We start from the raw sequence: 13,760 nt of genomic DNA on the forward strand, positions 1-13,760 counted from the left end.
TGACGCCGCAGCCGCACGGGGGGGCACGTACTCCACCGCGGCCGTCGGGCGGCCGCTGCGCAGGCCACCGGCCGCCGCCGTCACCGGTTCGTCATTCCCGTCCTCCCTGCGGCTTCCCCGGGGCCTGTTGCGGCCACACTCCGATGTGGTCGTCCTCCAGGGCCAGCCGCACCCGGTCCTTCATCCGCAGCGCGTCGGTGAAGGCGCGCGGCAGCTGCAGCCGGCCGAATCTGTCCAGGACGGCGTACTCCTCGGCCGACTGGGCCTCGTGGTCGCGCAGCACCTCGGAGGAGGTGCGGCCGTTGCGGATGCCGACGGTGCGGCGGACGTGCTCGGAGACCTTCGAGTCGTGGGTGACCACGACGACCGTGGTGCCGAGCTCCGCGTTGGCCCGCTGCAGGGCGGCGAAGACCTCGGTGCCGGTCTCGGTGTCGAGTTCGCCGGTCGGCTCGTCCGCGAAGAGCACCCGCGGACTGTTGGCGACGGCGGTCGCGATCGCGACGCGCTGCTGCTCGCCGCCGGACATCATGTCCGGGCGGCGGTCGCGGGCGTAGGCGATCCCGAAGAGCTCCAGCAGCTCGGCCGCTCGCGCCTTCCGGGCGCGCGCCCTCAAGCCCGTGTAGGTCATCGGCAGCATCACGTTCTCGAGGGCGCTGAGATACGGGAAGAGATTGCGCGCCGTCTGCTGCCAGACGAAGCCCACCGTGTGCCGGCGGAAGGCGATGCGGTCCCTGCCCTTCATCGTGAGCAGATTCAGCCCGTCGACATGGGCGGTGCCGGCGGTCGGCACGTCGAGCCCGGACAGGATGCCGAGCAGGGTGGACTTGCCCGACCCCGAGGCGCCCACGACGGCCACCAGTTCACCGTCCAGCACCGTCAGGTCCAGGCCCTGCAGCGCCTGCACCTCGACCTTGTCCGCCCAGAAGATCCGGACCAGGTTCTCGCAGACGATGAGCGGCTCGGCGCCGCGTGCCGTGGGGGCTGCCTCGCTCTCTTCGATTACCTCGATCACTTGGTCTCTCCCACTCTCAGTACGGAGCCCAGGGCCCGCCGTCTGCCCCGGGCGGTCTCCACGGCGACGGCGATGACGACAAGCGCGACCAGCCCGCCCGCGAGGGCCGCGGTGAGGCCATAGTCGGTGACCAGCCGGGCGCCCGGGCCACCCGTGAAATCGCGCAGTGCGAGCGCCGGTCCGAGGATGTCGGGCAGCAGCAGCCCCAGTGCGACACCGCCCACGGTGGCCGCGACCACCATCGGCAGGAGCTCCAGGAAGTGCACCAGGGCCGTGGGTCGCGAGCCGAGGCCCAGGGTGCGCAGATACGAGGCGGTGCGGCCCCGTTCCGGGGCGGACAGCAGCAGCTCGAGCACCACGGCGAGCAGGGCGAGGAGTACGGCGGTGGCGCTGCTCGCGGTGTAGATCAGCAGGACGGAGCGGAGCAGCCCGTCCTCACGGAGCGCGTCGAGCTCCTCGTCGAGCATCCGGACCTGCGCCCCGGGGCCGGCGGAGGTGAGTGCCGTGGTGCGCACCGCCACCGGGTCGAGCTTCGCACCGTAGAGAAGCACGGCAGCAGCCTCGATGTCGGACCGGTCGACCTGCGCCATCGCGGCCGCGTCGACCAGCAGCAGGCTGCTCGGCGCGCTCGGCCCGCTGACCGGGCCGAGGGCCGGATCGCCGGCCGCGGCGTCGTCGAGGGTGCCGATGATCCGTACCGACAGGGACGTGCCGTGCGTGCCGTCCAGTGTCAGGGTCCGCCCCTCGTAGGCGGCCGGTGGGCCGGCGGCGAGGGCGGGCAGCACCGTCGATGCGCCCTGCGTCTGCGGGAGTTCGAGCTCCGCGCCGAGCAGGGCGGCGGCCGCGGGTGAGCCGGGAACGGCGGCGCGCAACTGCTCGGGATCGAGACCGATGAGGCTCGTCGTGCCACGCACCCGTCCGTCGGTGGCACTCTCCAGCCCCACGTCGGCGCGCCGGACGGCGAGGGTGTGTTCGACGCCCGGTACGGCGGACCATGCGCCCGCCGCCCCCGCGTCGGCCTCGGGGGTGACGACGGCGGCCTGCCCGCCCGCGTTCCAGGCGGCGGCGCGTTCGCGGCCCTCGGCGGCGGTGGAGGAGATCAGCCCGCCGAACACCGCGGTGGCCAGGGTCAGTACGAGCACCAGCAGGGCCAGCTCCCGCCCTGCCGCGGTACGCCCCACACGGGCCAGGGCGACGAAGGCGACGGCGCCGCGGCGGGCGCGGGCCCGGCGGGCGAGGAAGCGCACCGGCAGCGGATACAGGCGCATCAGGACAAGGACGGTGGCCAGCCCCAGCAGCACCGGGGTGGCGGCGAGTTGGGGATCGACGCCCGACGCCCCGCCGCTCGCCCCGTCGCCGCGCACCCGGATCGCCGCGACCAGCCCCACTGCCAGCAGGAGCACGGCGGTCTCCGCCATCAGCCGCCGCCCGGAGACGGCCCTGCGTGCACCGCCGCGCCGGCCCTGCTCGGCCTTCCGCTCCCGCACCGAGAACCAGGTGAGGGCGGGCAGGGTGAGAGCGGCGAGTGCGACGACGACGACGGCCGTCAGCCCGCTGTCGATCTCCTCCTCGACCGTCGCCCGCACGGCGGCGTATCCGGCGGCGGCGCCCAGCAGCACTGCGGGACCGGTCTGCGCCAGCCGGGCCTGAGCCACTTCCAGCGCGGTGGCACCGCGGGCACGCTGCAGCCGGTCGGTGAACTCGCCACGGCGTACGGCCAATTGCGCGGTGACGACGACAGTGGCGAAGGCGACGGCCAGCAGACCGGCGACGGCGAACGCGGACAGCGCGCCGGCCTGCGCGCGGTCGCGCCGGAAGTCGTCGACGACGGTCGTCAGTTCGTTGGTGGTGGCGGGCTGGAAGATCCGGCGGCCGGCGAGTTGGCACTCGGCGCCGGCCGCGGCACCCGGGCACAGCCCTTCCGAGGCGTCGCGCCGGAAGCGGCCGAGAGCACGCTGCAGTGCGGCGCCGCCGTCGGCCGCGGCAATCGCCTTCGCCCGCTCGTCACCGAGCGCCATCCGGGTGCGCCACACCAGCTGGACGTCGAGGTCGTGGCGCCCCTGCAGGACCTCGAGACCGGTACCGTCGACCACGGCGAGCGCCCGCCGCACCGTGAGCCCCCCACTTCCCCGGGTCTCCGTCAGCGGGGCGGCCAGCCCGGGCTGCTGACGGAACAGGGCCACGTCGCCGAGCCGTTGGGGCGCCTCGAAGAAGCCGGAGAGGACCACACGGTCGGTGAAGTCGCCCCCCAGGTCCAGCCGCTCTCCGAGCTTCAGCCCGTACGCGTCGCGCACCTGGGTGGAGACCGCCACCGGGATCGGGCGGCTGTCCTTCAGTGCTGCGTCGGGCAGCGCGGACGGGGGACCCCCCTCGGCATAGGCGGAGGCGGCCGGCGCGTCGTCGGCGTACAGCAGCGACAGCTGCGCCCGCGGGCTGCCGGGGACGCCGCCGCTGATGTCGGTCAGGACCGGGTCGGTGCGTACCGAGCCGGGCTTCAGCAGCCCGTGCAGCGGCGGGCGGGCCGCATCCCGGATCTCCTGCCCGGACTGCTTCAGGGCGGCCGCCAGCTCACCGGTCTCGGGCGGCTCGACGGCCTCCTCCGAGCCCGGGTCGCTCTGATACGCCACCATCGTCGCCGAGGTCACCAGAAGCTCGCCCTGCCGCTGTGCCGCTGCCACCCGGTTGCCGAGCGCGTGGCCCGACAGCCGGTCGAGCAGCACGGGCCCGGCCAGCGCGATCGAGCTCAGCACGGCCGCCAGAACGAACAGACAGGCCAGAAGCGGCGCCTGGCCCCTGGCCTCACGGGCCACCCAGCGTCCGTTGATCATCACTGCTCCCCCGCTCTCATCACCCGGGCGAGATCCACCCGGGCGAGCGTCCGGGACATGACCGTCACCATCACGGTGATCAGCACGGCGGTGGCGGCGGTCGTCAGCGCCACCCGCTCCCAGGGCACGGTGGCGATCACCCCGGGAAAGACCGGGCTGCCGTGGTCGTCGACGGTCACGAGCGGCACGATCAGCCCGGCCAGCGTGGTGCCGAGAGCGGCGCCGAGCACCACCGAGACCACCGCGATCAGCAGCTGCTCCGTCCACAGCAGCCCGGTGAGCTGCCGTTTGCGCACGCCCATGGCACGCAGCAGCGCGAACTCCCGGCGGCGTTCACGGGTGGAGAGCATGGCGTGCAGGGTGAAGCCGATCACCGCGAAGGCCGGAGCGAGGATCAGGCAGAGCACCAGCACACCGCGGGTGCCGTGCTGCAGTGGATCGCCGCGCAGGGCGTCCTCGGCCTGCGGCACATCGAGGACGGTGCCGATGCCCTCGGCCTTGCGTATCGCGGCCGCCGCCGGGGCGGCGTCCGCGCCGCGGGCCGACAGCCACCATGAGTTCTCCTCCGGGGGCAGCACCCCGCGCTGCGCCAGGGAGGCGGCCAGTGCCCGGCTGTCGACGAGCAGCCGGCCCCCGTCGTGCGGGAAGCCGGGGACGCCGCCGATGCGGCCGGTCACCTCGAGGGTGAACGTCGTGCCGTCATGGGTCTCCACCGCGATCTGCTTGCCGATCGCGGCCCGGCCGGAGTCCAGCAGAGCGTCGTCGGCGAGGGCGGGGACAGCGGGGATTCGGCCGTGCCGGATCGGACCGAACTCGACCAGCGTGTTGGACTGCGCGTTGGACCCGTCCGGGCCGAGCAGCGACGCCCGGAGACCGTTCGGCGGCTGCAGCTTCGCCATGTCGCAGACGCCGGCGGTGCTGAGGCCCGACCGGCCGTCGGGGTCCCCGCAGCCCAGGTCGCGCGCGCTGGGCGGCTCGGGGTTCACGTCCTCCCAGCCGACGGACTCGGGGCCCGGGGCGGCGGCGGCGGCCGAGTCGGAGCCGAAGTGGTGAATCGTCAGGTCGTAGTGGCGCCGGGTGGGTTCGCGCCGGAAGTCCACGGCTATGCGGGTGATGGTGAGCGGATAGTGCCGGGCGAGGTTGCCGCCGCCCGGTACGTCGAGGGGGAAGGCGATCTCGTGCCGCTTGCCGTCCGCTTGCGGCAGCCGCGCCGCGACGGTGTCGGTGAGGCCGGAGGCGTCCTGGAGGGTGAGGACGATGCGGGGGACGTCCGGGGTGCCGCCGGCGTCCGCCCGCAGGGTCACCGCGGCGGCGATCGCCCGTGGCTCACCCGGCAGTCGGACACCGGCGCGCGGGACGTGCTCCCCCAGGGCGGAGAGCTGCTGCGGCAGCCGCCTGTCCGCGAGGTCCCCGCGCAGAGCGGGCATGGGACCTGAGGTCGCACCCGGGCGGAGCGTGGGGGCGGCCTCGGCCGTGTCGATGGCGGTGATGCCCGCCTCGTCGTCGTCGATCCTCACCGGGAGGTCGGTGACCGGCGTCGCCGCCTCGATACCGGGCAGCGCGGTGTAGGCGCTGTGCCGCGCCGCACCCGGCAGCGCCTTCTCGCCGAACTCGTCCGGGGTGAGCCGCAGGTCGGCGCCCACGGTGTGCCGGGCCCGGTCGCCATTGCTGCGGTCGATCATGGTGAGGGCGGAGATGGTCAGGGCGCCCACCGCGAGGGCGAGGACCATCAGCAGCGCAGGACCCGCGTGCCGGGCCGCCCGGCGGCTCACCTGCCAGCCGCCCAGCGGCAGAACCAGCCCCGCGGACCGCCGCGCCAGCCACACCGCGCCGCGCTCAGCGAGCGGCAGCAGCCGCAGTGTGAACAGCGTCGCCGCGATGGTGACGACGACCGGCACCAGCACCAGCACCGGGTCCACCGACGCCCCGCCGTCACCGCCCGCCACCGGCGACCGGTACCGCTTCAGCTGCAGCCACCCCAGCACCGCGACGGCGGCGAGCACCACATCCGTGCCTGCCTTCTGGAACGCCGCCGCCTTCGCGCCACGCCGGCGCAGCTTCGCCACCGCCCGACCGTCGCGCGCCGCGCGCACCACCGGCAGCAGCGCCGACACTCCGTGCAGCAGCAGCGCGAGCAGCGCCGCCGTCCACCCGGGATATGAGAGCGCCGAATGCGGCACCTCACCGGGCAGCAGCCCCGCATCGTCCAGCACGGCGAGCAGCGGACCGGCCAGAAACGGAGCGGCCACCGCGGCGGGGACGGCGACCGGCGCCCACTCGGCGCCCGCCGCTGCGAGCAGCCGCGGGGTGCCCGCGCCCCGCGCGCCGAGCAGTGCCGTATCCGCACGGCGGTGCTCGGTGAGCTGGCGGGCGGTGAGAACGAGCGCGGCGGCGGCCAGCGCGGCCAGCAGCGCCGCCGGGATGTACATGCCGGAGCGGGCGACCACCATCGGTGTATCGATCCGGTCGATGGCGGACACCAGCGGCGCCTCGGCGACAACCCCTTGCACGGCGGCGGGCCGGCCGCGGAAGACGGTACGCGCGGGGTCGCCGGCCTCCAGCGCGGCGAGACGGTCGCGCAGCGAGCCGAGCTCCTCGGCGGCCATTCCGTCGGCGACGGGGAGCGCGACCCAGCCGGCGAGGGCGTCGCCGGAGAGCGCGGAGTTGGCCTCGAAGGCCGGCACGGAGACCACGGTCAGACTGTCGAGGCCGCCGAAGCTGCTGGTCAGTCCGCGGAACAGTGTGGAGTCACGGCCGTCGGCGTGCCACAGACCGGTCACCTCGAGCCGGACACGGCCCTTGGCGGCGGACAGCACCACCGTGTCGCCGACCTCGGCGTGCAGCCGGCGCGCCAGCCCCTCGTGCAGGGCTGCCTGCAGCGTGTCCGGTGCCCCTGCCGCCGTCTCCTCGGGCCATGCGCCCGCACTCAGCCGGGCATGCTCACGCACCGAGTCGAGGGCGATGACCCCGACGCCGCCGCCCGGCCGCGGCTTCCCGGCCGCATCGAGCACGGGCAGGTCGAACGACCGGGCGGCGGGGGCGCGCAGCGCGGTGCGGATGGTGACCGGGACGGGTCCAAAGGCCTCGTGCAGCGCCGCCCGCACCTCCTTGTCGGCGAGCGGGACACCGTTTGCGTCGTAGTGCGCCGTGATCCGCACCATCCCCTGCGGGTCGGCGGCGATCCGTGCCTGCGCGCCGCTCTCCACGGCCGTGCCGGCGAGCGCCGCGAGGGCGGCGAGCACGGTGCCGGCGAGCAGCACGGTCAGGGCGGCGGCCACGAGGACGGGTCCGTGATGCATGCACCTGCGGACGATCCGCGGCACGCTCGGCCGGCGATCTCGCCCGGAAGGCGTCCTGCTCCGCTCCGTCACAGCCGTTCCTGTCACAGCGCGTTCTCCCCCTGTTCGGAGCCGCTGCGCACAGCCCGGTGCTCGGCGCGTGGAATGGTGTAGACCTCCAATCCCACGGGAGCATAGGGGAGTTGACTCCCCCTGCGACAGGGAGCGTCCGGCCGCTTGGTCCATTCGTTATGCGGGTGACACCGCCGAGGTGGCCGCTCGGGCCGGGCTCGGATACGTGGGGCGACCGGCGGGGCGCTGTCCAGGACCGGGTTTCCCCACCGCTGGTGCGCTGCGCATGCGGACGGCCGGCATCATCGGCCCGGCGTGTGCCGGAGCGGGAAGGGGTGACCTTGCCGGTGACCTCGCCCCGTCGCCCCCGGAGCGGGGCCGGAGTTCCGGCGGGGCAGCACATCGGGCCCGTCCGGCGACGGAAGAGGAATGCCGGCCAAGGGCTGTCCCGTAATCCCTGGTGGATCAGCGCGCGGCGTCAGATGTGGCGCATCGCAAGGCGGAGGAGCGTCCTCATACCGGTCGTATTCGGGCGCTCGACCACGCAGCGAGGTGCCGCAGCTGTCGTCGTGCGCCCGCCAGGGATGACGGGACAGCCCTTAGCCCGGCTGGCAGGTGGGGCACCAGAAGAGGTTGCGGGCCGCCAGATCCGCCGTACGGATCTCCGTGCCGCAGATGTGGCACCCCTGCCGCGCCCGCCGGTACACGTACACCTCGCCCCCGTGGTCGTCCACCCGCGGCGCCCGCCCCATCGCGTCGGGCATGTGCTCCGGCCGCACCGTGTCGATCCGGTTGTTCCGCACGCCTTCGCGCATCAGCACCACCAGGTCGGCCCATATCGCGTCCCACTCCGCACGCATGAGGTCCCTGCCCTGGCGGTACGGGTCGATGCCGTGCCGGAACAGGACCTCCGCCCGGTACACGTTGCCCACGCCCGCGATGACCTTCTGGTCCATCAGCAGCGCGGCCACCGTGATGCGGCTGCGCGAGATCCGCTGCCAGGCGCGCTCGCCGTCCTCGTCGGTCCGCAGCGGGTCCGGGCCCAGCCGGTCGTGTATCGCGCGCTTCTCGGGTTCCGTGATGAGCGCGCAGGTGGTCGGGCCGCGCAGGTCCGCGTGGTGACCGTCGTTGGCCAGGCGCAGGCGGACGGTGTCCGTGGGCGGCGGCACCGGTGCCGTGCCGAAGTGGAGCTTGCCGAACAGGCCCAGGTGGATGTGGACCCACCCGGCGTCCTCGAAGCCGAGGAACAGGTGCTTGCCGTGCGCGTCGACGCCGGTGAACCCGCGGCCGTCCAGGAGGGCCGCGCTCTCCGCGAACCTGCCCTGCGGGCTGCTGACCCGCACCAGCCCACCCTCGAACCGGTCACGGTGGTCCGCGGCCAGGCGGTGGATCGTGTGTCCCTCGGGCACGGCGGCGGCTCTCCTCGGCGGGGCGGGATATGACTACGAGGATATGACTGTGCCGCCGGACGGACCGGCGGCACGGGGCGGGACGGGTCAGCCCTGCTGCGGGTGGTGGGCCGGGATCGGGGGCAGTTCGCCCGTGGTCTCGTACGCCGTCAGCATCTCGATACGACGGGTGTGACGCTCCTCACCCGAGTACGGCGTCGCGAGGAAGATCTCGACGAACTTCGTCGACTCCTCGACCGTGTGCATCCGGCCGCCGATGGCCACCACATTGGCGTCGTTGTGCTCGCGGCCGAGCGCGGCGGTCTGCTCGCTCCAGGCGAGTGCGGCGCGCACGCCCTTCACCTTGTTGGCGGCCATCTGCTCGCCGTTGCCGGAGCCGCCGATCACGATGCCGAGACTGCCCGCGTCCGCGGCCGTCTTCTCGGCGGCGCGCAGGCAGAACGGCGGGTAGTCGTCCTGGGCGTCGTAGATGTGGGGACCACAGTCGACGGCTTCGTGGCCTTGGGCCTTGAGCCACTCGACGAGGTGGTTCTTGAGTTCGAAGCCGGCATGGTCGGAACCGAGGTACACGCGCATGTGACGAGTGTGGCATGTGGATCGCGGGGTAGCCGTCATCGGGGTCGGGACCCTCCGGACGCGGCAGGACCTGCTGCCGGATCACGCTCCCGGCCCCCGTTGGACCTGTCGTCGAGCACACGCTCGGCCGGCGCTCAAAGCCGTTGCACAGCGCTCATGTGTGCAATCCCACTCGGGCAACGATCCGGACACCTATTCGGAATAAAGGGTTCCGCTTCCAGGGTCGGGCGAGCTTCAATGCCAGTGCCTCGCCGCCACACCACAGTGCAGCGGCACAGCTACGGGACAGAGTGATCCAGAACGTAAGGATTCGATCCATGACGCAGACGACTCTGGCAGGACCGGGCCAGAAGCCCGGCGAGCCGGGCCGGGCGGACAAGCAGGAGTCCGGCGACGGGCTCCAGGCAGGTCTCAAGAACCGCCACCTCTCCATGATCGCCATCGGCGGAGTGATCGGCGCGGGCCTCTTCGTGGGCTCCGGCGCCGGCATCGCCGCCGCAGGACCGGCCATCCTGCTCTCGTACGCGCTCGTCGGCCTCATGGTCGTCTTCGTCATGCGGATGCTCGGCGAGATGGCCTCGGCCAGGCCCAGCTCGGGCTCCTTCTCCGCCTACGCCGACCAGGCCCTCGGCCGCTGGGCCGGTTTCTCGATCGGCTGGCTGTACTGGTTCTTCTGGGTCGTGGTGCTCGCCGTCGAAGCCACGGCGGGTGCCAAGATCCTGGAGGGCTGGGTGCCGGGCGTTCCGCAGTGGGCGTGGGCGCTGATCGTGATGGTGGTGCTCACCGCGACGAACCTGGTCTCGGTCGGCTCGTACGGCGAGTTCGAGTTCTGGTTCGCCGGGATCAAGGTCGTGGCGATCGGCGCGTTCGTCGTCGTCGGTCTGCTCGCCGTCTTCGGGCTGCTGCCCGGTTCGGACAACCCGGGCGCGGGGCTCGCACACCTCACGGACAGCGGCGGCTTCTTCCCCCACGGGCCGGGCGCCATCCTCACCGGTGTACTGATGGTCGTCTTCTCTTTCATGGGCAGCGAGATCGTCACGCTGGCGGCCGGCGAGTCCGAGAACCCGCAGCGCGCCGTCCAGAAGGCCACCAACAGCGTGATCTGGCGGATAGCCGTCTTCTACCTGGGCTCGATCTTCATCGTGCTGACGCTGCTGCCGTGGAACGACGCGTCGATCCTCAAGGACGGCAGCTACGTCGCCGCGCTGAACTCGATCGGCATTCCGCACGCCGGCCAGGTCATGGACGTCATCGTGCTGACGGCCGTCCTGTCCTGCCTCAACTCCGGCCTGTACACGGCCTCGCGGATGGCGTTCTCGCTCGGCGGCCGCGGTGACGCGCCGAAGGCGTTCGCCCGGACCAACAAGCGGGGCGTGCCGCAGGCGGCCATCCTGTCCTCGGTGGTCTTCGGCTTCGTCGCCGTGTTCTTCAACTACCAGTGGCCGGACACCGTCTTCCAGTTCCTGCTGAACTCGTCCGGTGCGGTCGCCCTGTTCGTCTGGCTGGTCATCTGCTTCACCCAGCTGCGGATGCGCGGGATCATCCTGCGCGAGTCGCCGGAGAAGCTGGTCGTACGGATGTGGCTCTTCCCGTACCTGACCTGGGCGACGATCGCGATGATCTCGTTCGTGCTGGTCTACATGCTGACCGACGACAGCGGCCGCGAGCAGGTCCTGCTCTCGCTCCTTGTCGCAGCGGTCGTCGTGGTCGTCTCACTGGTACGCGAGGCCCGGCAGCGCAAGAGCGGTGCGATCCCCGCCGACGCGTCCGCCGACGCCTGATCGATCCTGTGCCTGCCTGACGGCCGATGTCAGGTGTAAGGGGAGGCTCTCCCGTCGCGGACTTCACCGCGCGACGGGAGAGCCTCCCTTTTGCACGACCCGCTGCCCCCGGTCGGCCTTCCGCGCCGGCGCCCCGGGACCGCGGTCGCCTGTGCCGCCGGGCGCGGGCCGACCACGGCGCAGGTCATCCGCCCGGACCGCGCGACGGACACGGAGCCCGCCATGCGCCGTGCCGCACCGTGCCCCGTGCCGGACCGCGCCCCGTGCCGCACCGTGCCCTGGCCTCGCCGGCCTTCCGCTTCGGCAGCGGGCACCGTGCCGAGGCCCTCCACGGTGAGCGGACATGCAAGAGGCCCGCCGTTCTGGTGTCGCAGTGCGACCCGGCGAGCCTCTTGGAGGGGGTTCATGAACGCGCCCGAGGCGCGTGAGCATGCGTCAGCCGCGGCGGCCGATGAGCTTCCAGGCGGCGGGGAGCGCGCCCATCGCCAGCGCCGCCTTCAGGGCGTCACCGAGCAGGAACGGCACCAGGCCGGCCGCGATCGCGGCGCTCGCCGACATCCCGGTGGACAGAGCCAGGTACGGGACACCGACCGCGTAGATGATCGCGGAGCCGAGCACCATCGTGCCCGCGGTGCGCAGCACGGAGCGGTCTCCGCCGCGTCGGGCGATGTCGCCGACCACGGTCGCGGCGAGCAGCATGCCGAGGACGTAACCGAACGAGGCGCCGCCCGCACCGGAGCTGCCGCCCGCGAACCACGGCATGCCCGCCATGCCGACGAGCGCGTACACGGCGAGGGAGAGGAAGCCGCGGCGCGCGCCGAGCGCGGTGCCGACGAGAAGCGCGGCGAAGGTCTGGCCGGTGACGGGGACCGGGGAGCCCGGGACCGGGACGGCTATCTGGGCGGCAATACCGGTGAGCGCGGCGCCGCCGACGACCAGGGCCGTGTCGACGGCGTAGCGGTGCCTGGCGGCGGGCAGCAGATCGGCGAGGACCGCTCCGGTACGGACGGGGGCGGCGGCAGCAGTACTCATCGGGACTCCGCGGTGGTGAGGGCAGGTGGGGACAGACTGAGCCTGACGTTAGCCCACGGGTTAACGCTCGATCACCATCAGCCACCCACAAAGCGGCGGTTGACGGATTGGTGGGGTTCCCACAAAGGCTGGTGCGCAATCACGCGGCAGCGTGATGCTGGTCACTGAGGTGAGGGCCGAGAGGGGCCCGGCCAAGGGATGTGGCCTCGCCACGTGAGACTGTAGGTTCCCCATAAGAGGGACCCACCAGATGATCCGAGAGTGACCCGCACCCCATGCACGACTCCCCTCCCCCCACGCAGCAGGAACCCCTCTCGCACGGACTGAAGCAGCGTCATCTGACCATGCTCGGCCCGGGCGGGGTGATCGGCGCCGGGCTCTTCGTCGGTTCGGGCGCCGGGATCGCGGTCGCCGGACCGGGCATCGTCGTGTCGTACCTGATCGCGGGCGCGCTCGCGATGCTGGTGATGCGGATGCTCGGCGAGATGTCGGCCGCGATGCCCGCCTCGGGCGCGTTCTCCGTCCATGCGGAGCGGGCGCTCGGCCGCTGGGCCGGGTTCAGCGTGGGCTGGCTCTACTGGTTCCTGCTGGTGGTGGTCCTCGCCGTGGAGGCGACCGCCGCCGCGAAGATCGCCCACGGCTGGCTGCCGGGCGTGGACCAATGGGCGTGGGTACTGGTCTTCATGGTCGTCTTCACCGTGGCCAATCTGACGGCGGTGAAGAACTTCGGCGAGTTCGAGTTCTGGTTCGCCGCGCTCAAGGTCACCGCGATCGTGATCTTTCTGGTGCTCGGGCTGCTCGCCGTCTTCGGTCTGCTGCCGGACACCGATCCGGTCGGGCTGACCAACCTCACCGGGCAGGGCGGTTTCCTGCCGAACGGCTGGGACGGTGTCGTCTCCGGTGTGCTGACCGTCGTCTTCGCGTTCGGGGGGCTGGAGGTCGTCACGATCGCGGCGGCCGAGACCGAGAACCCGGCCCGCGCGGTGGGACGTGCGGTACGCAGTGCCGTCGTACGGATCCTGTTCTTCTACGTCGGGTCGATGCTGGTGATCGTGACGGTGCTGCCGTGGACCGCGCAGCAGTCCGGACTGAGCCCGTACGTCAAGGTCCTGGACGCGATCGGGGTGCCGTCCGCCGGGCAGATCATGAACATCGTGGTGTTCGTGGCACTGCTCTCCGCGCTGAACGCCAATCTCTACGGCGCGTCCCGGATGGTGTTCTCGCTGGCCGAACGCGGCGAGGGACCGCGCGGGCTGCTCAAGGTGTCGGGAAGCGGGGGCGGGGGCGGGGTGCCGCGGCGGGCGGTGCTGGCCTCGGTCGCCTTCGGCTTCGTCTCCGTCCTGCTCAATCTGAAGTGGCCCGACACCGTCTTCCTCTATCTCCTCAACTCGGTCGGCGCGGTGCTCCTCTTCGTCTGGGGTCTGATCGCGGCGTCGCAGCTGCGGCTGCGCCGCCGTCTGGAACGCGAGGCACCCCAGGCCCTGGGCCTGCGGATGTGGTGCTTCCCGTGGCTGACCTGGGTGACCCTGGCCGCGCTGTTGGCCGTACTCGTGCTGATGCTGACCGACGACGCCGCGCGCCCGCAGGTGCTGTGGTCGGCCGGGGCGACCGGTCTCGTGCTGCTGGTGGCGGGGGCGCGGGAGCTGAGGGACCGGCGCGGATCCACGAGCACGCGCTGAGGCGTGGCCGTCCCGGGCACGTACGCACACGTTCACCTTGCGTGACGCCAGCGCCCGGATAGCGGACGCCGATCCCCTGCGAGCGAGTATCGG

General features: G+C 72.6%; 8 protein-coding genes. 2 read left to right on the plus strand and 6 right to left on the minus strand.

What is annotated here, in order from left to right:
• Nucleotides 1-91 precede the first annotated feature (91 nt).
• From LRD69_RS09975 to LRD69_RS09995, 5 genes are all read right to left on the minus strand, one after another.
• The gene (locus tag LRD69_RS09975) at nt 92-1,012 is read right to left on the minus strand and encodes an ABC transporter ATP-binding protein (RefSeq protein WP_277326202.1); all 921 of its coding nucleotides are present in this window, start codon (nt 1,010-1,012) and stop codon (nt 92-94) included.
• Nucleotides 1,009-3,840 (minus strand): hypothetical protein, encoded by a 2,832-nt coding sequence (locus LRD69_RS09980; protein WP_277326203.1) that lies wholly within the window; start codon nt 3,838-3,840, stop codon nt 1,009-1,011. The genes LRD69_RS09975 and LRD69_RS09980 overlap by 4 nt, the downstream gene beginning before the upstream one ends.
• The gene (locus tag LRD69_RS09985; RefSeq protein ID WP_277326204.1) at nt 3,840-7,139 is read right to left on the minus strand and encodes an ABC transporter permease; all 3,300 of its coding nucleotides are present in this window, start codon (nt 7,137-7,139) and stop codon (nt 3,840-3,842) included. The genes LRD69_RS09980 and LRD69_RS09985 overlap by 1 nt, the downstream gene beginning before the upstream one ends.
• A gap of 650 nt (nt 7,140-7,789) precedes the next feature.
• Entirely contained in the window at nt 7,790-8,599 is an 810-nt protein-coding gene (locus LRD69_RS09990) for a DNA-formamidopyrimidine glycosylase family protein (protein ID WP_277326205.1), read from the minus strand.
• A gap of 87 nt (nt 8,600-8,686) precedes the next feature.
• Entirely contained in the window at nt 8,687-9,175 is a 489-nt protein-coding gene (locus tag LRD69_RS09995; RefSeq protein ID WP_277326206.1) for a ribose-5-phosphate isomerase, read from the minus strand.
• A 317-nt stretch (nt 9,176-9,492) separates the two neighbouring features.
• Here LRD69_RS09995 and LRD69_RS10000 point away from each other — a divergent pair, with 317 nt between their 5' ends.
• Entirely contained in the window at nt 9,493-10,956 is a 1,464-nt protein-coding gene (locus tag LRD69_RS10000) for an amino acid permease (protein WP_277326207.1), read from the plus strand.
• A 435-nt stretch (nt 10,957-11,391) separates the two neighbouring features.
• Here the strand turns inward: LRD69_RS10000 and LRD69_RS10005 are convergent, their stop codons facing one another.
• On the minus strand, nt 11,392-11,988 hold the full coding sequence (locus LRD69_RS10005) for a biotin transporter BioY (RefSeq protein WP_277326208.1): 597 nt from the start codon (nt 11,986-11,988) through the stop codon (nt 11,392-11,394).
• 275 nt (nt 11,989-12,263) lie between these two features.
• On the opposite strand from LRD69_RS10005, the gene LRD69_RS10010 reads away from it, so the two are divergent.
• Nucleotides 12,264-13,667, plus strand: a complete 1,404-nt coding sequence (locus tag LRD69_RS10010; protein WP_277326209.1) for an amino acid permease — start codon at nt 12,264-12,266, stop codon at nt 13,665-13,667.
• Nucleotides 13,668-13,760: the final 93 nt, after the last annotated feature.

The sequence above is a fragment of the Streptomyces sp. JH14 genome, assembly GCF_029428675.1.
Lineage (GTDB): Bacteria > Actinomycetota > Actinomycetes > Streptomycetales > Streptomycetaceae > Streptomyces.

Coding starts and splice junctions, on each gene's coding strand:
- LRD69_RS10010 (WP_277326209.1), top strand. CDS start 12,264: ATGCACGACTCCCCTCCCCCCACGCAGCAGGAACCCCTCTCGCACGGA.
- LRD69_RS10005 (WP_277326208.1), bottom strand. CDS start 11,988: ATGAGTACTGCTGCCGCCGCCCCCGTCCGTACCGGAGCGGTCCTCGCC.
- LRD69_RS09985 (WP_277326204.1), bottom strand. CDS start 7,139: ATGCATCACGGACCCGTCCTCGTGGCCGCCGCCCTGACCGTGCTGCTC.
- LRD69_RS09980 (WP_277326203.1), bottom strand. CDS start 3,840: ATGATCAACGGACGCTGGGTGGCCCGTGAGGCCAGGGGCCAGGCGCCG.
- LRD69_RS10000 (WP_277326207.1), top strand. CDS start 9,493: ATGACGCAGACGACTCTGGCAGGACCGGGCCAGAAGCCCGGCGAGCCG.
- LRD69_RS09995 (WP_277326206.1), bottom strand. CDS start 9,175: ATGCGCGTGTACCTCGGTTCCGACCATGCCGGCTTCGAACTCAAGAAC.